The organism is Pseudomonas brassicacearum subsp. neoaurantiaca, from assembly GCF_013608025.1.
In the GTDB taxonomy this organism is placed as follows: Bacteria; Pseudomonadota; Gammaproteobacteria; order Pseudomonadales; family Pseudomonadaceae; genus Aquipseudomonas.
Window position 1 is genome coordinate 107,940 of sequence record NZ_VDLV01000048.1, and the last position, 20,488, is coordinate 128,427.

Genomic DNA, 20,488 nt, shown 5'->3' on the forward strand with positions numbered 1-20,488 from the left:
GCGGCGCAGATGGGCTATCTGCCCGGCACGCTCTGGCTGATCGCTGGCGTGGTGCTGGCCGGTGCGGTGCAGGACTTCATGGTCCTGTTCCTGTCCACCCGCCGCAACGGTCGTTCCCTGGGCGACATGGTGCGCGAGGAAATGGGCCGCATTCCCGGCACCATCGCGCTGTTCGGCTGCTTTCTGATCATGATCATCATCCTCGCGGTGCTGGCGCTGATCGTGGTCAAGGCCCTGGCCGAGAGCCCGTGGGGCATTTTCACGGTGATGGCGACCATTCCGATCGCGATGTTCATGGGCGTCTACATGCGCTACATCCGTCCGGGCCGCATCGGTGAAATCTCGGTCATCGGCGTGCTGTTGCTGCTGGGTTCGATCTGGCTGGGCGGGCAGATTGCCGCCGATCCTGTCTGGGCCAAGGCCTTCAGTTTTACCGGGATCCAGATCACCTGGATGCTGATCGGCTACGGTTTTGTCGCGGCGGTGCTGCCGGTGTGGCTGATCCTCGCGCCACGGGACTACCTGTCCACATTCCTGAAGATCGGCACCATCGTCGCCCTGGCGATCGGCATCCTGGTCACCATGCCCGAGCTGAAAATGCCGGCGCTGACCCAGTTCACCGACGGCACCGGGCCGGTGTGGAAGGGCGGTCTGTTCCCGTTCCTGTTCATCACCATTGCCTGCGGCGCGGTCTCAGGTTTCCACGCGTTGATCTCTTCGGGCACCACGCCCAAGCTGCTGGATAACGAAACCAACGCCCGCTACATCGGTTACGGCGGCATGCTGATGGAGTCCTTCGTGGCCATCATGGCCATGGTTGCCGCCTCGGTGATCGAGCCGGGCGTGTACTTCGCCATGAACAGCCCGGCGGCGATCGTCGGTGGTGACGTGGTGGCCGTGGCTCAGACCGTCAGCAGTTGGGGCTTTGCAATCACCCCCGACGCGCTGCAAGCGGTGGCCAAGGACATCGGCGAGACCACCGTGCTGGCCCGTGCCGGCGGTGCGCCGACCCTGGCGGTCGGTATCGCGCAGATCCTGCACTCGGTGCTGCCGGGTGAGAACACCATGGCGTTCTGGTACCACTTCGCGATCCTGTTCGAAGCGCTGTTCATCCTCACCGCAGTAGACGCCGGCACCCGTGCCGGGCGGTTCATGCTGCAGGACTTGCTCGGCTCGTTCGTGCCTTCGCTCAAGCGCACCGAATCCTGGACCGCCAACCTGATCGCCACCGCCGGCTGCGTCGCGCTGTGGGGCTACTTGCTGTACCAGGGCGTGATCGATCCGCTGGGCGGCATCAACACCTTGTGGCCGCTGTTCGGCATCTCCAACCAGATGCTGGCCGGTATCGCGCTGATGCTCGCCACCGTGGTCCTGATCAAGATGAAGCGCCAGCGCTACGTCTGGGTCACGCTGCTGCCGGCGGCCTGGCTGCTGATCTGCACCACCACTGCGGGCCTGATCAAGCTGTTCGACGCCAACCCGGCGATCGGCTTCCTGGCCCTGGCGCGCAAATACAACGATGCCCTGGCCGCCGGCCAGGTCCTGGCTCCGGCCAAGAGCATCGAGCAGATGCAGCACGTGGTGTTCAACGCCTACACCAACGCAACGCTGACGGTGTTGTTCCTGTTCGTGGTCTTCAGCATCCTGTTCTACGCGCTCAAGGTCGGCATCGCCGCCTGGGGCACGAAAGAACGCACGGACAAAGAAGCGCCATTCCAGGCCGTGCCGGACGCGTGATAGGGGATTGCAACCATGTTCAATGACTTGAGTCGCCTCGGTAAATACCTCGGTCAGGCCGCGCGCCTGATGGTCGGCATGCCCGACTACGACAACTACGTCGAGCACATGCAAACCAAGCACCCGGACAAGCCGATGATGGACTACGAGGCGTTCTTCCGAGAGCGCCAGGAGGCCCGTTACGGCGGCAAGGGTGGGCCGAAGTGCTGTTGAACTGAGGTCAGTTCCCTTTGTGGGAGCGAGCTTGCTCGCGATAGCGGAGTGTCAGTTAATGATGATGTCGACTGATCCACCGCCTTCGCGAGCAAGCTCGCTCCCACAGTTGTTTTGGGGTGAATTGTTAATTTTGCATACACCACCGATCCCCTGTGGGAGCGAGCTTGCTCGCGAAAGCGCAGTGTCAGTTAACGATGATGTCGACTGACCCACCGCCATCGCGAGCAGACTCGCTCCCACAGTTGTTTTTGGGTGATCTCAAGATTTGCATGAGCCACGGATTCCTTGTGGCGAGGGAGCTTGCTCCCGCTGGCGTGCGAAGCAGGCCCCGGCGGTTCTTCAGGCGGACCGCATCAGCCAGTCCTGCGTCTGCTGCGCAGCCTAGCGGGCGCAAGTTCCCTCGCCACGTTGTCTGGCTTGATTCCTTTGATCAGTCAGCCAACAGCACCGCCGCATCGAAGCCTACCCGCAAGTTGCCCCAGTGACGGCCGCCGAAGAAGAACGGCACGTCGATCTCGGTCATGATTTCGCCGGTGTCGCGCAGGTAGGTCTGGAGCAGGAAGCGCTGGACGTTGCCCGCCGCGCGCAGGCCGATCGGGTCGTTGAAGATCCGCTTGTTGCGGCACACCGGCAGGTCCACTGCACGGTCGCCGGTAGGTTGCTTGGAAACCCAGCTGTTGTTGACCGGGCAATAGCCCTTCGTATCGACAATGAACGAGACCTTGCCGCCCGGCGTGCTGCGGGTGAGCTTGTCGCATTCCTCCTGGCAGACCCGGGCGAATCGCTCGGTATAGCTGGTCATGTACTGCTTGGGATCGGTGCCCGGAATTAGCTGGTAATTCTGGTCGAACAAATTGACGCCCTCGTCCTGCAACGCCTGCAAATGAAGCTGCAGCGTGTCGCGGCATTCGCTGGCGCGGGTGATGGCGGCGTCCAGCTTGCCGTGGCCGAGTACGAAGCGACCCAACAACGTCTGTACTTTCTCGGCCACGCCGGACAGGTCGCGGGTGGCCGTTGCCGATTGCTGCATGCGCTGGTCGATCGACTGGCTGTCGGCGTGAATCTGGGTGACGCGTTCGTTGATGCCGGTGTTGGTGTCGGCGAATTGCTGGATGTGCTCGGCAATGTCGGCCAGCTTGCCGTTGGTAGATTCGAAGTCGACGATCATGCTTTCGAAATGACCGGACGCGCGCTCAACCACTTTCTGGGTTTCCCGGGCGCTGTGGCTGATCTGGGTGGTCTGCTCGTGGGTCGAACTGACTTCCTGGAGCATGGCGTCGATGTTGCGCGAGATATCGTCGGTGGCCCGGCTGACGTTTTGCGCCAAGGTACGCACTTCGTCGGCCACCACGGCAAAGCCCCGGCCGCTTTCCCCGGCACGCGCGGCCTCGATGGCGGCGTTGAGGGCCAGCAGGTTGGTCTGGGCGGAAATCTGCTGGATCAGGCCGACAATCGATTTGATGCTCGAGGAGCGCTGGTTGAGGGCGTCCACCAGCCCGGCGAACTCGCCGAGGCTGCTGGAAATTTCGCTGATGTTGCCGGTCACTTCCAACAGCTCGGCGTAGGAATCACGGGCCATGCTCAGGTTCTGCGCGGTGGTGCCGGAGATGCCCTGGGTCTGGCGCGACACCTCTTCGATACGGCCCACGGCGGTATTGCTCTGCTCCATCACTTCCTTGGCGAAACGCGCCTGGTGGGTCGCGCTGTCGCTGGAGTCGCTGATGTTCTTCAGCGAGCGGGCCGACTCGACGGCGATGTGCACGGTCAAGGCCTGGACGTTGCTGATGATCTCGCGCTGCTTGGCCAGGAAACGGTTGCAGGTCGCGGCCAGCGTGCGGATTTCATCATGGGTGACCAGCGGCAGGTCTTTGGACAAGTCGCCTTCGCCATTGGCGATCTCTTCCAGGGCCTTGGTCATGGCGGTGACGGGGCGCACGATGAGATGGCGGAAATACCAGACCATGAAACTGACCATGCCCAGCGTCAGGACCGTGCCGAAGAGCAGGGCATGGGTGAGGCTGTCGAGCCGGCCCTCGATTTGTGTCAGCAGCGTCGTGTCCAACTGGGCCGTGCGCAACTGCAGGAGGATATCGGCGTGGGCGCTGAGGGCCACCCAATACAACAGCCCACTGACCGCGACCAACAGGAAAAGGCTTGAAAGCTTTCTGGTGAGGGTATCGAAAAACTGCATCTCGATAGACTCGTACAAGGCCTTTAACGTCTGCATGCCGCTACTCCTGGGCAAAAAAATCACTTAATGGAATACATTCGACCGCTCGCGGCAAAGCTTTAGGGCAGTGGGGCGATTTGATATCACTTTGTGGGAGCGGGCTTGCTCGCGAAGGCGCAGGCACAGTCGACGTCAATGCTGGCAGACCCACCGCTTTCGCGAGCAAGCTCGCTCCCACAAGGGTATCGCGCTATCAATTTGATACAAAAGATTTACTGGGAATGATTCTCAAAGTATATTCGCTCTCATTCACAACCCCTCCTTGAGTGCAGCGTCTTGAATCGTTCCACCCCTCTCGCTTACCGCAATGCCCTCGTCAAATGTGTTTTACCCGCGCTGTCCTGCTGTTTCATGGCAAGCCCCTTGAGGGCGCAGGACACCCTCGAACTGCCCACTACGGATGTGCAAGGCAGTCGGATCATTCAGGACGAAGGCTACACGGCATCGCAAGCCAGCACGGCGAGCAAGAGCGATGTACCGATCAAGGAAGAGGCGCAGTCGATCAACGTGGTGACCCAGCAAACGCTGGCGGACTATCAAGTGCGCTCGCTGGAAGACGCGATGAAGTTCGTCAGCGGCGTCAGCCAGGGCAACACCCTCGGCGGCTCGCGGGACTCGCTGGTCAAGCGCGGCTTCGGCACCAACGACGACGGCTCGATCCTGCGCGACGGCGTCCGTTCCAACCTGGGCCACAACTTCAGCGCCACCACCGAGCGGGTCGAAGTGCTCAAGGGCCCGGCCTCCATGCTGTACGGTGCGCTGGAACCCGGCGGCCTGGTCAACGTCATCAGCAAGAAGCCCGAGTACACCCAGAGCACCACGCTGAGCGGTTCCGCCTACAGCGAAGGCGGCGGCACCATGGCCGTGGACACCACGGGCCCCTTGGGCGACACCGGCCTGGCCTATCGCCTGATCGCCGAGCGCGGCCATGAGGATTACTGGCGCAACTACGGCGTCAACGAGAGCACCCTGGTAGCGCCGTCGTTGGCGTGGACCGGCGAGCGGGCTTCGTTGAACCTGAGTTATGAATACAACGAATATTCCAACCCGTTTGACCGGGGTACGGTGTTTACCAATGGGCATCCAGCCGATATCGATTACGACAAGCGCCTGGATGAGCCTTGGGCCAAGAGTGTCGGGATTCGTGAGACGGCTACTGCGCGGTTCGAGTACGAGCTGACTGACGCGTGGAAGACGCGGGTGACTTATGGCTGGAACAATGATCGGTACAGTCTTTCGATTGCGCAGCCGAGTCTGTCAAAAACCGGTGCTTTTCAACGAGCCGCCAACGGCGCTCATTACGATGATGAGACTCGTTATGCCAGTTGGGATTTCATAGGCAAGCAGGAACTGTTCGGCCAGCGTCATGACTTGTTGATCGGCGTCGATAACCAGGTTTCCGATCAGTTTCGCGGCAAGACTTACCGTGGAAAGGCTCAGGCTGGTTTCGATATCACATCGCCGGTTTATGGCGGCCTGGATGAGCCCAGCGTCATCAGCCCAACCCAGAGCAACCTGAGCAACAAGCTGACCTCCAGTTCTGTGTATCTGAAGGATAACTGGCACCTGGACGATCGCTGGATCCTGGTGTTTGGCGGTCGTTATCAGCATTACGATCAATACACGACGCAGGGACTCGTCCCGGGCAAGCCAGTTCGCGACGATAATGGCGACGCCTTCGTCCCGTTCCTCGGCCTGGTCTACAAAGCCACGGAAGAGCTGTCGCTGTATGGCAACTACAGCCGGTCATTCAAGCCTAATGATGTGGTCGATAAGAATAGTCGTACGTTCCAGCCAGAGGAGGGCCGCAGCTACGAGATCGGTGCCAAGTACGATCCGCTGCCGGGCTTGAACATCAACCTCGCGCTGTTCGATATCGTGAAAAAGAACGTAGTCACCACCGTCGATAATGTCTCCGAAGCCGCCGGCAAAGTCGGCTCACAAGGACTCGAACTCGACATCACCGGTCGCCTGGCCGAACGTTGGGACCTGATCGGCACCTACGCCTACACCCATACCGAGATCCTCGATGCCCCGAAGAACGAAGGTCACCGCCTGCCCGACGCCCCCAAGCACACCGCCAGCCTGTACCTGAGCCACCACCTGAACGTCCCGGCCGAATTCGGCGCCTGGCACGCCGGTGCCGGCGCGCGTTACGTCGGTGAGCGGGCCGCCAACGCTGCCAACGATTTCTGGATGAGCAGCTACACCGTTGCCGATGCCTTCCTGCGCTGGGAGTCGCCGATGTTCGGGCACGAGACATCGTTGCAGTTGAACGTCGATAACCTGTTCGACAAGCAGTACTACCCGTCGTCCACCGGCAGCGAGTTGCAGGTCAACGTCGGTGAGCCGCGTACCGCCAAGTTGAGCGCCAGCGTGACGTTCTGACCGCAGTGCTTGAATAAAAATGCCCGGGCATCAAATGTCCGGGCATTTTTTTCTGCTTAAGGCCGCCATCGCGAGCAAGCTCGCTCCCACAGGGTCAGTGGGGTGCACCAATATCGCATAGACCACTGACCTTTGTGGGAGCGAGCCTGCTCGCGAAGACGGTGGCGCATTCAACATTGATGCTGACTGACATTACGCTTTCGCGAGCAGGCCCGCTCCCACAGGATCAGCGAAACGCCGGCACCACCTGCTGGATAAACAGCTCCAGGGACTTTTTCTTCTCGGCATGCGGCAAGCTGTTGTCGCACCAGAAGCTGAACTCGTCCACGCCCAGTTCCTGGTAATACTTGATCCGCTCGATGATCTGCTGCGGGGTGCCGATCATGGTGTTCTTGCGGATGTTCTCCAGTTGGAATTCCGGGCGCTCGGCAAATTTTTCTTCCGGGCTTGGCGCCAGGAAGCCGTTGACCGGTACCTGCTTGTTGCCGAACCAGGCATCGAAGGTGCGGTAGAACTTCGAGATCGCCTGGGCACCGACTTTCCAGCCTTCGGGATCGTCCACGGCGTGGACATGGGTGTGGCGCAGCACCATCAATTGCGGGCGCGGCACGTCGGGGTTGTTGTCCAGGGCGGCCTGGAATTTGTTCTTCAGGTCGAGGACTTCTTCATCGCCCTTCATCAACGGCGTGACCATCACGTTGCAACCGTTGGCGACGGCAAAGTTGTGCGAGTCCGGGTCGCGGGCGGCGATCCACATCGGCGGATGGGGCTTGCGGATCGGCTTCGGCACGCTGGTGGAGGTGGGGAATTTCCAGATCTCGCCGTCGTGGGCGTAGTCACCCTGCCACAGGGCACGCACCACCGGGACCATTTCCCGCAAGGCCTGACCGCCGGAGGAGGCGGGCATGCCGCCGGCCATGCGGTCGAACTCCACTTGATAGGCGCCCCGGGCCAGGCCGACTTCCATGCGGCCGTTGCTGATCACGTCCAGCAACGCGCATTCGCCAGCCACCCGCAGCGGGTGCCAGAACGGCGCGATGATGGTGCCGGCGCCGAGGTGGATGGTGGTGGTCTTGCCGGCCAGGTACGCCAGCAGTGGCATCGGGCTTGGGGAAATGGTGTATTCCATGGCGTGGTGTTCGCCGATCCACACGGTGCTGAAACCGCCGGCCTCGGCCATCAGGGTCAGCTCGCTGAGGTCTTCGAACAACTGGCGATGGCTGACGCTTTCGTCCCAGCGCTCCATGTGTACGAACAAAGAAAATTTCATGGCGCTTTCTCTTCTTGTTGACGATCGATTCAGGCGAGGACGGGCAGGGCGCCCATCTTGCCGTGGCAATAAACCAGGGGGCCTGGTGTGTGTTGCGGCACGATCAGGTTCTTCACCGCACCGACCATGATGGCGTGGTCGCCGCCTTCGTATTCGCGCCACAGCTCGCATTCGATGATGGCGGTGGCGTTGCCCAGCAGTGGGTTGCCCAATTCGCTCAGTGTCCAGTCGATGCCCTGGGCCTTGTCCTTGCCTTTGCGGGCGAAAGCATAGGCTTCGTTCTGCTGGCCGCCGGACAGTAGGTGGATGGCGAAGCGCTTGTTCTTGATCAGCACCGGATAGGAATCGGAGCTGTAGTTGGGGCAGAACAGCACCAGGGCCGGTTCCATCGACAACGAGCTGAAGGCGCTGGCGGTCAGGCCGACGATCTGTCCGTTATCGTCGAGGGTGGTGATCACCGTCACACCGGACGGGAACGAGCCCATGACTTGTTTGTAAACGTTGGCATCGATCATTTTCGCAATCCTCGCCCGCAGGCGGTTATGACCCAGTGTTCTTCAGTGAGCGCCGGCGGCCTTGTTCAGGTCGCTCTCGGCCCATTGGGTGTAGACGCAGGCATCGGCGGTGGCCCAGCGCACGCGCACCGGGTCGCCGGCCTTGAGCGGCATGCCGGCGGCGGACAACGCCTTGACGGTCATGGCCGTGCCGCCGGACGTCACCACGCTGCAGGTCTGGCTTTCGCCAAGGAACAGCACTTCCACGACCTTGGCCGAGACTTCATTCCAGCCGGCTGGCAGGGAATCCTGGCTGGCTTGTTCGACGCTCAAGGCCAAGGCTTTTTCCGGGCGCACCATCAGCAACACGTCCTGTTCGGCTTGCAGGCCGGCGGTCAGGCGAATCGACAGTGACTGGCCTTCGAAGGTCGCCGCCGCATTGCCCTGGGCCTTGAGCTTGAGAAAGTTGGAGTTGCCCAGGAACGAGGCGACAAAGGCGTTCGGCGGGTTCTGGTAGAGGTCATAGCCGCTGCCCAGGCCGACGATCTTGCCGTGGCTGAAAATGGCGATGCGCTGGGACAACCGCATGGCTTCTTCCTGGTCATGGGTGACGTAGACGATAGTGATGCCCAGGCGCCGGTGCAGTTGGCGCAATTCGTCTTGCAAGTCTTCGCGGAGCTTTTTATCGAGGGCGCCGAGGGGTTCGTCCATCAGTAGGATGCGTGGCTCATAGACCAGCGCCCGGGCAATCGCCACGCGCTGTTGCTGGCCGCCGGAAAGCTGCGAAGGGCGGCGATGGGCGAACTGTTCCAGTTGCACCAATTTGAGCATCGCATCGACGCGGCGATCACGCTCTGCCGCCGCGAGTTTGCGGATCGCCAGCGGAAAGGCGATGTTGTCGCGAACCGACAGGTGTGGGAACAGCGAATAGCGCTGGAACACCATGCCGATGTCGCGCTTGTGCGGCGGCACGTTGACCAGGGATTTACCGTCCACCAGGATTTCGCCGCTGCTGGGGGTTTCAAACCCGGCGAGCATCGACAGCGTAGTGCTCTTGCCCGAGCCGCTGGAACCGAGGAAGGTCAGGAATTCGCCGTCCTGGATCTCCAGGGAAATATCGTCCACGGCGGCAAAGTCGCCGTAGTGCTTGTTCAGGTTGCGCAGGCTGACCAGGGTCTTGTTGTTCTGTTGTGCGGGGTCTTTGACGGCACTCATCGTGTTCTCCTAGGCGCTCAGGCGCTGATTTCGTTGCGCCGGCGCAGGGCGGCGGCGATCACCATCACCAATACCGAGAGGCCGATCAGCAGCGTCGAAGCGACGGCGATCACAGGCGTCAGGTCCTGGCGCAGGGTGGTCCACATCTTTACGGGGAGGGTTTGCAGGGTCGGGCTGGCCATCATCACGCTCAGCACCACCTCGTCCCACGACACCAGGAACGCGAACAGCGCGCCGGCGACCATGCCCGGGCGAATCGCCGGGAACGTCACCTTGAACACCGCTTGCAGGCGCGAGGCACCGCAGATCACTGCCGCATCCTCGATAGACTGGTCGAACAGCTTGAGCGAATTGATGATCGAGATGATGGTGAACGGCAGTGCGACGATGACGTGGCTGACCACGAAGGCGAACATCGTCCCGGTGTAGCCGAGCTTGAGGAACAGCGCGTACACCGCCACCGCGATGATCACCAGCGGCACGATCATCGGCAGGGTGAACAGGCCATAGAGCATTTCCCGGCCGGGGAAACGCCCGCGCACCAGGGCAAACGCGGTGGGCAGGCCGAGGGCGACGGCGCAGACGGTGGTCAGCACCGCGACCTTGAGGCTGGTCAGCGCGGCGCTCATCCAGTCCGGGTTGGAAAAGAACTGGCCGTACCATTTGAACGTCCAGCCCGGTGGCGGGAACACCAGCCACTGGGACGAGCCGAATGACAGCAGCACGATGAACACGATCGGCAACAGCAGGAACAACGCGATCACGCCCGTGGTGAAATACAGGCCGAACCGCATGCGCCGGCTCATGGCATTGGGAGTCAGGAGCATGGCGGCTTACCTCGCGTTGCTGGCGCCGACCGGGGATTCCGGCTGGAGCTTCAGGTAGAAGTAGAACAACACCAGGGTGATCGCCACCAACAAGGCCGCGCCGGCACTGGCCAGGCCCCAGTTGAGGAACGATTGCACCTGCTGGATGATGAATTCAGGAAGCATCATGTTCTGCGCGCCGCCCAGCAGCGCCGGGGTCACGTAGTAACCGAGGGACATCACGAACACCATCAACCCGCCGGAGAACAGCCCCGGCCGGCACAGCGGCAGGAACACCCGGAAGAAGTTGGTCCAGGGACTGGCGCCGCAGATGGAGCCGGCCTGCAGGATCATCGGGTCGATGGCCTGCATCGTCGCCTGCAACGGCAGGACGATGAACGGGATCATGATGTAGCTCATGCCGATCACTACGCCGGTGAGGTTGTGCACCATTTCCAGCGGCTGGTCGATGATGCCCAGGGCCATCAACGCCTTGTTCACCACGCCCGAGGCTTGCAACAGCACCAGCCAGGAATAGGTACGGGCCAGCAAGCTGGTCCACATCGACAGCAGCACGATGTTCAGCATCCAGCGGCCCCAGCCACGGGGCACCAGGGTAATTGCCCAGGCCAGCGGGAAGCCCAGCAAGAGGCTGAACAGCGTCACCAACCCGGCCACCGAAAAGGTGTTGAACAACACCCGGGCGTAGGCCGAGTTGGCGAACAGTTGCTCGTAGTTGCCCAGGCCCGGCACCGGCTCCAGCACCCCGCGCAGCAGCAGGCCGATCAGTGGCGCGAGGAAAAACAGGCCGAGGAACAGCAGGGCAGGAAGCAGGTTGCCCGCACCCCGCCAGCGTTGTGCCAGGGACGGCGTCTGTTTCGACATTACGGTCGCAGCGTTTGCCGAACCGGCAGCGCCGGTGGCGCTCCCGGTGCGAGGGGTTGCCGCTGCCGTCATTTTCATTTGACCAGCCATTCGTTCCACCGTGTCGCGATGTCCTGACCGTTCTTGGCCCAGTACGCAAAATCAAGCGTGATCTGATCCTTGGCGTAGGCGGTCGGCAAGTTGGGGGCGAGCACCGAATCCAGGCGTGCGATGCTGTCGACGTTGACCGGCGCGTAGGCGGTCAGGTTGGAGAAGTCGGCCTGGCCCTTGGCGCTGCTGGCGTTGGCCAGGAACTTCATGGCGGCGGCCTTGTTTTTCGAGCCTTTTGGAATGACCAGGATGTCGGCCATGACCAGGTTCTGTTTCCAGCTCACGCCAACTGGCGCACCGTCTTGTTGCAGGGCATAGATACGACCATTCCAGAACTGGCCGATGCTCGCTTCGCCGGACGCGAGCAGTTGCTGGGACTGGGCGCCGCCGCCCCACCAGACGATGTCTTTCTTGATGGTGTCGAGTTTCTTGAAGGCGCGGTCCAGGTCCAGCGGATAGAGCTTGTCCTGGGTCACGCCGTCGGCCAGCAGGGCCAGTTCCAACACGCCAGGGCTTGGCCATTTGTAGAGGGCGCGCTTGCCGGGGTAGGTCTTGGTGTCGAACAGCGCGGACCAATCCTGGGGCTTGCCCGAACCGAGCTTGCCTTCGTTGTAGCCGAGCACGAACGAGAAGTAGAAGGAGCCGACGCCGTGGTCGGAAACGAAGCGCGGGTCGATCTTGTCGCGCTGCACGACCGAGAAGTCGAGGGGTTCGAGCAGGCCTTCGGCAGCGGCGCGCAGGGCGAAGTCGGCCTCGACGTCGACCACGTCCCATTGCACGTTGCCACTTTCGACCATGGCTTTGAGCTTGCCGTAGTCAGTCGGGCCGTCCTGGACCACGGTGATGCCGCTGGCCTTGCTGAACGGGTCGGCCCAGGCCTGTTTCTGCGCGTCCTGGGTGCTGCCACCCCAACTGACGAAGTTGACGCTTTCAGCGGCCATCGTCGCCTGGCTGGTGACACTCAGCAGACCGGCAAAAAGAACTGCGGCTGCACTTTTCTTCAACACCATTTTCACGCCCTCATTGTTGTGTTTATTGAGTGGGCTTCTGTTCGCCCACTTGTCGGGAGCTTTGGGTCAATCGGTCTTGCCAATGACCGTGCCATGGGATGGCTGAAGCGTTCGGTCTATGGAATATCATATTATGGTATTCCAAACTTTCTGCAAGCACTTTGCCGTACCGGCTATCTGTCTGGAGCGGATTTTTTCTATGTTCATGAACCCCTGTGGGAGCGAGCTTGCTCGCGATTACGGTGTGTCAGTCGCTATCGATGTCGACAGATCCTTTGCCATCGCGAGCAAGCTCGCTCCCACACGGGATGTGTGTTGCCGTGGCCTATTCGGTAAAAGGAATACTCTCCACCACCTCCAGGTCATACCCCGTCAACCCCGCGTACTTGAGCGGCGGGCCCAGGTGCCGCAGTTTCCCGACGCCCAGGTCCTGCAGGATCTGCGCGCCCGTGCCTACTTCAGAATAGATGCGCGATTGGGAACGGCTGAACTGGCGGGGTGGTTGGGTGAGCTGCGGCACCCGCTCAAGCAATGCTTGGGACGATTCATGGTTCGCCAGCACCACCACGACGCCACGGCCCTCTTCGGCGACCCGTTGCAGCGCTGCCCACAGCGTCCAGTTGGAAGGCCCGTTGTATTCGGCGCCGACCAGGTCGCGCAGCGGGTCGATCACGTGCACGCGCACCAGGGTCGGCTCTTCCCGGCGGATATCGCCCATGACCATCGCCATGTGCACGCCGCCTTCGATGCGGTCTTCAAAGGTGAACAGGCGGAAGGTGCCGTGCACCGTCGGCAATTCCCGTTCACCGATGCGCACGACGGTGTGCTCGGTGCTCAGGCGGTAATGAATCAGGTCGGCGATGGTGCCGATCTTGATGCCGTGCTTGCGGGCGAAAATCTCCAAGTCCGGCCGACGCGCCATGGTGCCGTCATCGTTCATCACTTCGACAATCACCGAGGCCGGTGTGAAACCCGCCAGGCGCGCCAGGTCGCAGCCGGCTTCGGTGTGCCCGGCGCGGGTCAACACGCCGCCTTCCTTGGCCCGCAGCGGGAAGATGTGTCCCGGCTGCACAATGTCGTTGGGCCCGGCATCGGCGGCCACGGCGGCGGCGACGGTGCGTGCCCGGTCGGCGGCCGAAATGCCGGTGGTCACGCCCGTGGCGGCCTCGATGGACACCGTGAATGCCGTGCTGAACACACTGCCGTTGCTCGGCACCATCTGTTCGAGGCCCAGGCGCTGGCAGTGCTCGTCGGTCAGGGTCAGGCAAATCAATCCGCGCGCTTCCCGGGCCATGAAGCTGATGGCCTGGGCGTTGCAGCAATCGGCCGCCAGCAGAAGGTCGCCTTCGTTTTCGCGGTCTTCGTCATCCACCAGCAACACCATCTTGCCCAGGCGGTAGTCTTCGATGATTTCCTCAATACTGTTAAAGGCCATGTCGGGCTCTCTTTGTTTGATGGGCTTGCTGGAACATTAATATGGTATACCATAATACAAAACAAACCGAGAGGTCACTATGAAGGCGTACTGGATTGCTCACGTGGATGTCACCGACCCCGATCAATACAGCCAATACACCCAACGGGCGCCGGCAGCGTTTGCCTTGTATGGCGGACGAATGCTGGCCCGGGGCGGGCGCAGTGAGGCGATGGAGGGCAGGGCCACGCCACAGCGCAGCGTGGTGATCGAATTCGATTCCTATGAACAGGCGTTGGCCTGCTACCACTCGGAGCAGTACCAGGAGGCGAAGACGCACCGCGAAGGTGTGGCGCGGGCCGAAGTGATCATCGTCGAGGGCGTGGCGCCCTGAGGCGTGTCAGCGGATGAAATGGATCTTGCCGCTGTCGTCGTTGCCCATGTAGATGCCGTAGACCCCGGCCTGGCGTTCCTCGATATAACGTTCCAGGATCTGCCGAATGGCCGGGTAATAAATGCTGTCCCACGGAATGTCTTCCGGGGCGAAGAACTGGCAGGCGAGGGTTTCCGGGCCGAACTGGCCGGTGATCTCCAGCGCGATGGCGCGGAAGATGATGTACACCTCGCTGATTTTCGGCACGCTGAAAATCGAATAGGGCGAGACGATTTCGGCGCGCACGCCGGTTTCTTCCCAGACTTCGCGCAGCGCCGCCTGCTCGGTGGTCTCGTTGCCTTCCATGAAGCCGGCCGGCAATGTCCAGGTGCCGGGGCGCGGCGGGATGGCACGCTGGCACAACAGGTATTTGCCGTCCTGCTCGATGATGCAGCCGGCAATGATCTTCGGATTGACGTAATGGATGTAGCCGCAACCGCCGCACATCAGCCGTTCATGGGTATCGCCCGCTGGCAGGCGCTGACTCAAGTCTGCGCCGCCGCACTTTGGACAAAAGCTCGGGCTGAACATGATCAGCGTCCTATACGAGGTTCTTTAAGCGCGATGGGCGCGGTGATTTCCGGGATGTCGCCAGTTTCTTCCTGCTTGCGCTTGAGGTATTCCAGCGCAACTTTGGCGGCGGCGCGGACGTGGTCGACGCAAGCCTGGTGGGCCGCCAGTGGATCGCCGCTCTTGATCGCCTCGACCATGCGCTCCATTTCCTGGTTGCTGCTGCCGCGACGGTTTTCCTGGGACACCGACGTCGCCCGCAGGTAGCTGATGCGCGCCTGCAACTGGCGTAGCTGGGTCGCGGCGACATGGTTGCCGGAGCCTTCGAGCAGCACGTCGTAGAAACCCTGGACCGAATCCAGCACTTGTTGCAGTTCGCCGTCCTTGAGGGCCTTGCGGTTTTCTTCCAGGGCCTTTTCCAGCGCCTTGATGTCCTTGGCCTTGGCCCGCAGGGTGAACAACTGGACGATCAGGCCTTCAAGCACGCAACGCAGTTCATAGATGTCGCCGGCGTCGGCCAGGGTGATGATCGCCACGCGTGGGCCCTTGGCATCGGCGAATTCGACGAGCCCTTCGGACTCAAGGTGACGCAGGGCTTCGCGCACCGACGTGCGGCTCACGCCCAGGCGGTCGCACAGGTCGCGCTCGACCAGGCGATCGCCCGGCAGCAGCTGGAAGTTCATGATGGCGCTTCGCAATTTATCCAGCACGATCTCGCGCAGGGTAACGGGGTTGCGATTGACCTTGAAGCTGTCGTCGAGTGGCAGGCGTTTCATGGGGTCCGCTCTGTAATGTGGCTGTCCATGCAAAACGGGCAAACATCCATGCTCGTTCAGTTCAAACAGCCGAGGGTTGACTGGGGGCCTCGGCGTCGGCTTCGGCGAAGGCTTCGCGGGCAAGCCGGAAACTGTCTACGGCGGCGGGAACGCCACAATAAATGCCGACCTGAAGCAGAATTTCGCGTATTTGCTCACGACTCAGGCCGTTACGCAAGGCGCCGCGCACATGCAGCTTGAGTTCGTGCGGGCGATTGAGCGCCGAGATCATCGCCAGGTTGATCATGCTGCGTTCCTTGAGAGACAAACCCTCGCGCCCCCAGACATGGCCCCAGCAATATTCGGTGACCATTTCCTGCAGCGGCCGGGTGAAATCGTCGGCGTTCTCGATGGACCGGTTAACGTAGGCCTCGCCCAATACCTGGGTGCGAATTTTCAGCCCTTGTTGGTATTTTTCGTTGCTCATCGCGGCGTGCTCCCAAAATCGTCGAGGCCACCCATCAAGGTGTACTTGAGCTCAAGGTAATCGTCGATGCCGTATTTGGAACCTTCGCGGCCCAGGCCGGAGGACTTGATGCCACCGAACGGCGCGACCTCGGTGGAAATCAACCCTTCGTTGATGCCGACCATGCCGTATTCCAGGGCTTCGCTCATGCGCCATGCACGACCAAGGTCACGGGTGTAGCAATAGGCGGCGAGACCGAATTCGGTATCGTTGGCCATCTGCACCGCCTCGGCCTCGGTGGCGAAGCGAAAGACCGCCGCCAAGGGGCCGAAGGTTTCTTCCCGGGCGACTTTCATTTGCCCGGTGACACCGGCCAGGACAGTGGGCTGGTAGAAGCCATGGCCCAAGGCATGCCGCTCACCGCCGCAGAGCAATCGGGCGCCATGGGCGAGGGCGTCCTGCACATGGTCCTCGACTTTTGCCACGGCGCGTTCGTTGATCAGCGGGCCCTGATTGACGCCTTGCTCGAAGCCGCTGCCCACATTCAACTGAGCCACGCGCTCGGCCAGGCGCGTAACAAACGCATCATGAATACCCTCCTGGACGAGAAAGCGATTGACGCAGACGCAGGTCTGCCCGGCGTTGCGGAACTTGGCGATCAGCGCGCCTTCCACGGCTCGCTCCAGGTCGGCGTCGTCGAAGACGATGAACGGCGCGTTGCCGCCCAGTTCCAGCGAGACTTTTTTCAGCGTTGGCGCACATTGCGCCATCAGCAATTTGCCAATGGCAGTAGAGCCGGTGAAGGACAGTTTGCGCACCAGCGGATTGGCGGTCAGCTCACCGCCGATGGCAATCGCATCGCCGGTGATGACGTTGAAGATGCCCGCTGGAATCCCTGCCTGTTCCGCCAGGGCGGCCATTGCCAATGCCGAGAACGGCGTCTCTGGCGCGGGCTTGACGATGCACGGGCAACCGGCGGCCAACGCCGGGCCGGCCTTGCGGGTGATCATCGCTGCGGGGAAATTCCACGGGGTGATGGCCGCCACCACGCCGATCGGCTCCTTGGTCACTACGATGCGTGCGTCGCTTTTGTGGCTGGGGATGGTGTCGCCGTAGAGGCGCTTGGCTTCTTCGGCGAACCACTCGATGAAACTCGCCGCGTAGAGGATTTCACCCTTGGCTTCGGCCAGCGGCTTGCCTTGTTCGAGGGTGAGGATTTCGGCCAGGGCGTCGGCGTTTTCGATCATCAAGCCGTGCCAGCGCTTGAGAATCTGGCTGCGCTCTTTGGCGGTCAGTGCGCGCCAGGCTGGCCAGGCTTTGTTGGCGGCTTCGATGGCTTGGCGGGCATGTGCGGCGCCGAGGTTCGGCACCTGGCCGATTCTTTCGCCGCTGGCCGGGTTGTAGATGTCTTGATGGGCGCCATCGGGCGCCTCCAGCCATTGGCCGTCGAGGTAGGCTTGCTGGCGGAACAGTTGCGAGGCTGCTGGGCTCATGCCGGCTCCTGAGGAAAGAATGAAATTGGGCTGCTCAGCTTTACCTGTGGGAGCGAGCCTGCTCGCGAATGCGGCCTGACATCCAACATTGATGTCGACTGATACAAAGCTTTCGCGAGCAGGCTCGCTCCCACAGGAGAGGGTGTTGAGCCATCAGGCCAGGGCGGGCAGCGGTCCGAGCTTGCCTTTGTGATAGATCATCGGCGTGACCGGTTGCTCGGGCAGGATCAGGTTCTTCACCGCGCCGACGATGATCGCGTGATCACCGCCGTCGTATTCGCGCCACAGTTCGCATTCGATGATCGCCGTGGCTTTGCCCAGCAACGGGTTGCCCAGGTCGCTCAGGTGCCAATCGATGCCCTTGGCCTTGTCCTTGCCTTTACCGGCGAAGGCATAGGCTTCGGCGGTCTGGTCGGCGGACAGCAAATGAATCGCGAATTGCTTGCTGTCGCGCAGTACCGGGTAGGTGTCGGAGGCGTAGTTGGGGCAGAACAGCACCAGTGCCGGGTCGATGGACAATGCGCTGAAGGCGCTGGCGGTAATGCCGACGATGTTGCCGTCCGGGTCCAGCGTCGTCACCACCGTGACGCCGGACGGGAAGGAGCTCATGACTTCTTTGTAGATGCCGGGTTCGATCATTTCTCAGGACTCCTAGCGCATCACGAACGGGTCAGGCATGGGTGCCTGGGAAAGGTTGATCCACACCGTTTTCAGCTCGGTATAGGCCAGCACCGAATCGATGCCGCTTTCGCGTCCGTAGCCGCTGTTCTTGAACCCGCCGATGGGCGCCATGGCCGACACCGCGCGGTACGTGTTGACCCAGATGATCCCGGAGCGCACGTCTCGGGCGAGGCGATGGGCGCGCCCAAGGTCGCGGGTCCAGATGCCGGCGGCGAGGCCGAACTGCGAGTCGTTGGCGATCGCCAGGGCTTCGGCTTCGTCCTTGAAACGAATGACCGAGGCCACCGGGCCGAAGACTTCTTCCTGCATGATCTTCATGGAGTTGCGGTCGCACTCGAACAAGGTCGGTTCGTAGAACCAGCCTTCGCCCAGATGCTCCGGACGCTTGCCACCCAGGCGCAGGCGCGCACCTTCGGCGATGGCGTCGGCCACCAGGCCTTCGACCACGGCCAACTGCTGCGCGGTGGCCATGGGGCCCATCTCGCTGGCGTCTTCCTGGGGGTTGCCGATGCGGATGCGCTTGGCGCGCTCCACCAGCCGCGAGACGAATTCGTCATAGATTTCATCCTGCACCAGCAGTCGCGATCCGGACACGCAACTCTGGCCAGAGGCCGCGTAGATCCCGGCAATCGCACCGTTGATGGCGCTGTCGAGGTCGGCGTCGGCAAAGATGATGTTGGGGGATTTGCCGCCCAGCTCCAACGACAGCTTGGCGAAGTTCTCGGCGCTGCTGCGCACCACGTGGCGGGCCGTGGCGGCGCCGCCAGTGAAGGCGATCTTGCGCACCAGCGGATGGCGGGTGAGGGCGGCGCCGGTACTTGGTCCGTAACCGGTGATCACGTTGACCACACCCGGCGGAATCCCGGCTTCCAAGGCGAGGCGAGCCAGTTCCAGGATCGTCGCCGAGGCGTGCTCGGACGGTTTGATCACGATGGTGTTGCCGGCCGCCAGCGCCGGGGCCAACTTGATGGCGGTGAGGTACAGCGGGCTGTTCCATGGAATGATCGCCGCGACCACACCCATCGCTTCATGCACGGTGTAGGCAAACAGGTCCGGCTTGTCGAGGGGCAGGGTGCCGCCTTCGAGCTTGTCGGCCAGGCCTGCGGTGTAGTGGAAAAACTCCGGCAGATAACCGACCTGGCCACGGGTTTCACGGATCAGCTTGCCATTGTCGCGGCTTTCGAGCTGGGCCAGTTGTTCCTTGTTCTCGGCGATCAGGTCGCCGAGGCGGCGCAGCAATTTGCCGCGCGCGGTGGCGGTCAGCCCGCGCCAGGCCGGACTGTCGAACGCGGTTTGGGCGGCGTTTACGGCGCGATCGACATCGGCTTCGTCGGCATCGGGCAACTCGGCCCACGGCTGGGCCAGCGCCGGGTTCAGGCTTTGGAAGGTCTTGCCGGACAGCGCATCGACCCATTCACCGCCGATGCACATCGAAAAGCGTGTGAGTGTCATGCAACGATCCCCTTTATTGGATTTTGTCGGGTGCTGGCCGTGTCGAGGAATTCCAGCAACAACTGGTTGACCAGGCGCGGCGACTCTACCGGCATCATATGCCGCTGTTCGGCGAGCACGGCAACTGTCGCGCCGGGAATTCGCTCGGCCAGTTGCCGAGCCATCTGTGGGGTCGAACCAGGGTCCAGCTCACCGGTGGCGATCAGGGTCGGCACCTGGATGCTGCCCAGGTCGTCGGCGCGGTACATGTCCTGGGTGGCGAACAGTTCATACGTGGTCAGGTAACCCTGGGGATCATTCTGCGCCAGGGTCTGGCGCAGCGCGGCGATCTGCGCCGGGTTGGCGGCCTGGTATTCACGGCTGAACCAGCGCGACAGCGCGGCCTCGGCGTTCGCATCCGGACCGTGCTCGGCGGCTTGCGCCGTGCGGGCAATGACGCCGGCGCGCTGCTCGGCGCTGCGGTTGAACACACTGTTGAGCACCACCAGGCCTTGCAGGCGCTGCGGGTAATGCAAGGCAAACGCCCGGGCCACCAGTCCGCCCATGGAAAAGCCGATCACCGTTGCCTGGGGCAATTGCAGATGATCCAGCAGTTCCAGCAACTGGTCGGCATAGCCGAGCAGGTCGGTGCCGGTGGCGGGACGCGGGCTGGCGCCATGGCCGAGCATGTCGTAGGCGATGACGCGGTAATTCGTGGCCAGGCCAACGACCTGGCCGCCCCACATTTCTTTGTTCAAGCCCACGCCGTGGATCAAGACCACGGGCTGGCCTTGGCCGGTTGCCAGGTAACTGGTGCCGGCCGGGGTGAGTTCAGCGGTGAGCCGAATCATGGAGCGCTCCTGCATGCCTTTTTTATTGTGGTTGCTTCGGCTGGATCACTGCGCCTTTTCGGCCGCCAGTTCTTCCAGGTCGATGTAGCGGTTGCCGATGCGCGGATGCAGGC

19 protein-coding genes and 1 pseudogene are annotated in these 20,488 nt (G+C 62.0%); 4 read left to right on the top strand and 16 right to left on the bottom strand.

Annotation, left to right across the window (positions count from 1 at the left end):
• On the top strand, positions 1 to 1,737 hold a 1,737-nt coding region (locus FHK92_RS22630), incomplete at its 5' end, for a carbon starvation CstA family protein (RefSeq protein WP_181290085.1).
• A 15-nt stretch (positions 1,738 to 1,752) separates the two neighbouring features.
• A complete protein-coding gene (locus FHK92_RS22635; protein ID WP_003182142.1) occupies positions 1,753 to 1,950 on the top strand; it encodes a YbdD/YjiX family protein in 198 nt (65 codons plus the stop codon).
• 433 nt (positions 1,951 to 2,383) lie between these two features.
• Here the strand turns inward: FHK92_RS22635 and FHK92_RS22640 are convergent, their stop codons facing one another.
• Positions 2,384 to 4,180 carry a methyl-accepting chemotaxis protein gene (locus FHK92_RS22640; protein ID WP_181290067.1) on the bottom strand — a complete coding sequence of 599 codons (1,797 nt, stop codon included), beginning with the start codon at positions 4,178 to 4,180 and terminating at the stop codon, positions 2,384 to 2,386.
• A gap of 354 nt (positions 4,181 to 4,534) precedes the next feature.
• Between FHK92_RS22640 and FHK92_RS22645 the strand changes: the two genes are divergently transcribed.
• Positions 4,535 to 6,571, top strand: a complete 2,037-nt coding sequence (locus FHK92_RS22645) for a TonB-dependent siderophore receptor (protein ID WP_375154624.1) — start codon at positions 4,535 to 4,537, stop codon at positions 6,569 to 6,571.
• A gap of 226 nt (positions 6,572 to 6,797) precedes the next feature.
• Here FHK92_RS22645 and FHK92_RS22650 read toward each other — a convergent pair whose 3' ends face one another.
• The 7 genes from FHK92_RS22650 to ribBA form a co-directional block, all read right to left on the bottom strand.
• Positions 6,798 to 7,841, bottom strand: coding sequence for an LLM class flavin-dependent oxidoreductase (locus FHK92_RS22650; RefSeq protein WP_181290069.1), 1,044 nt, complete (start codon positions 7,839 to 7,841; stop codon positions 6,798 to 6,800).
• Positions 7,842 to 7,870: 29 nt separating this feature from the next.
• Positions 7,871 to 8,356 (bottom strand): flavin reductase family protein, encoded by a 486-nt coding sequence (locus tag FHK92_RS22655; protein WP_181290070.1) that lies wholly within the window; start codon positions 8,354 to 8,356, stop codon positions 7,871 to 7,873.
• 42 nt (positions 8,357 to 8,398) lie between these two features.
• On the bottom strand, positions 8,399 to 9,550 hold the full coding sequence (locus FHK92_RS22660) for an ABC transporter ATP-binding protein (RefSeq protein WP_181290071.1): 1,152 nt from the start codon (positions 9,548 to 9,550) through the stop codon (positions 8,399 to 8,401).
• A gap of 17 nt (positions 9,551 to 9,567) precedes the next feature.
• Positions 9,568 to 10,377 carry an ABC transporter permease gene (locus FHK92_RS22665; protein ID WP_030142570.1) on the bottom strand — a complete coding sequence of 270 codons (810 nt, stop codon included), beginning with the start codon at positions 10,375 to 10,377 and terminating at the stop codon, positions 9,568 to 9,570.
• A gap of 6 nt (positions 10,378 to 10,383) precedes the next feature.
• Complete coding sequence (locus FHK92_RS22670) at positions 10,384 to 11,319, bottom strand: ABC transporter permease (protein WP_181290072.1); 936 nt, start codon at positions 11,317 to 11,319, stop codon at positions 10,384 to 10,386.
• Positions 11,316 to 12,341: an ABC transporter substrate-binding protein gene (locus FHK92_RS22675; protein WP_181290073.1), complete on the bottom strand. Its 1,026-nt coding sequence runs from the start codon at positions 12,339 to 12,341 to the stop codon at positions 11,316 to 11,318. The genes FHK92_RS22670 and FHK92_RS22675 overlap by 4 nt, the downstream gene beginning before the upstream one ends.
• 325 nt (positions 12,342 to 12,666) lie before the next feature.
• Positions 12,667 to 13,776, bottom strand: a complete 1,110-nt coding sequence (gene ribBA / locus FHK92_RS22680; RefSeq protein ID WP_181290074.1) for a bifunctional 3,4-dihydroxy-2-butanone-4-phosphate synthase/GTP cyclohydrolase II — start codon at positions 13,774 to 13,776, stop codon at positions 12,667 to 12,669.
• 79 nt (positions 13,777 to 13,855) lie between these two features.
• Here ribBA and FHK92_RS22685 point away from each other — a divergent pair, with 79 nt between their 5' ends.
• On the top strand, positions 13,856 to 14,149 hold the full coding sequence (locus tag FHK92_RS22685; protein ID WP_181290075.1) for a DUF1330 domain-containing protein: 294 nt from the start codon (positions 13,856 to 13,858) through the stop codon (positions 14,147 to 14,149).
• 6 nt (positions 14,150 to 14,155) lie between these two features.
• Here FHK92_RS22685 and FHK92_RS22690 read toward each other — a convergent pair whose 3' ends face one another.
• From FHK92_RS22690 to FHK92_RS22725, 8 genes and pseudogenes are all read right to left on the bottom strand, one after another.
• Positions 14,156 to 14,719 (bottom strand): NUDIX hydrolase, encoded by a 564-nt coding sequence (locus tag FHK92_RS22690; protein ID WP_181290076.1) that lies wholly within the window; start codon positions 14,717 to 14,719, stop codon positions 14,156 to 14,158.
• 2 nt (positions 14,720 to 14,721) lie between these two features.
• Positions 14,722 to 15,474 (bottom strand): GntR family transcriptional regulator, encoded by a 753-nt coding sequence (locus tag FHK92_RS22695; RefSeq protein WP_181290077.1) that lies wholly within the window; start codon positions 15,472 to 15,474, stop codon positions 14,722 to 14,724.
• A gap of 61 nt (positions 15,475 to 15,535) precedes the next feature.
• On the bottom strand, positions 15,536 to 15,940 hold the full coding sequence (locus FHK92_RS22700) for a carboxymuconolactone decarboxylase family protein (RefSeq protein WP_181290078.1): 405 nt from the start codon (positions 15,938 to 15,940) through the stop codon (positions 15,536 to 15,538).
• Positions 15,937 to 17,412, bottom strand: a complete 1,476-nt coding sequence (locus FHK92_RS22705; RefSeq protein ID WP_181290079.1) for an NAD-dependent succinate-semialdehyde dehydrogenase — start codon at positions 17,410 to 17,412, stop codon at positions 15,937 to 15,939. The genes FHK92_RS22700 and FHK92_RS22705 overlap by 4 nt, the downstream gene beginning before the upstream one ends.
• Positions 17,413 to 17,565: 153 nt before the next feature.
• Positions 17,566 to 18,051: a flavin reductase family protein gene (locus tag FHK92_RS22710; protein ID WP_181290080.1), complete on the bottom strand. Its 486-nt coding sequence runs from the start codon at positions 18,049 to 18,051 to the stop codon at positions 17,566 to 17,568.
• Positions 18,052 to 18,063: 12 nt separating this feature from the next.
• Positions 18,064 to 19,545, bottom strand: coding sequence for an aldehyde dehydrogenase (locus FHK92_RS22715; protein WP_181290081.1), 1,482 nt, complete (start codon positions 19,543 to 19,545; stop codon positions 18,064 to 18,066).
• Positions 19,542 to 20,375, bottom strand: coding sequence for an alpha/beta fold hydrolase (locus FHK92_RS22720; protein ID WP_181290082.1), 834 nt, complete (start codon positions 20,373 to 20,375; stop codon positions 19,542 to 19,544). The genes FHK92_RS22715 and FHK92_RS22720 overlap by 4 nt, the downstream gene beginning before the upstream one ends.
• A 45-nt stretch (positions 20,376 to 20,420) precedes the next feature.
• Positions 20,421 to 20,488 (bottom strand): annotated as a pseudogene (locus tag FHK92_RS22725) (amino acid synthesis family protein); the annotation flags it as partial.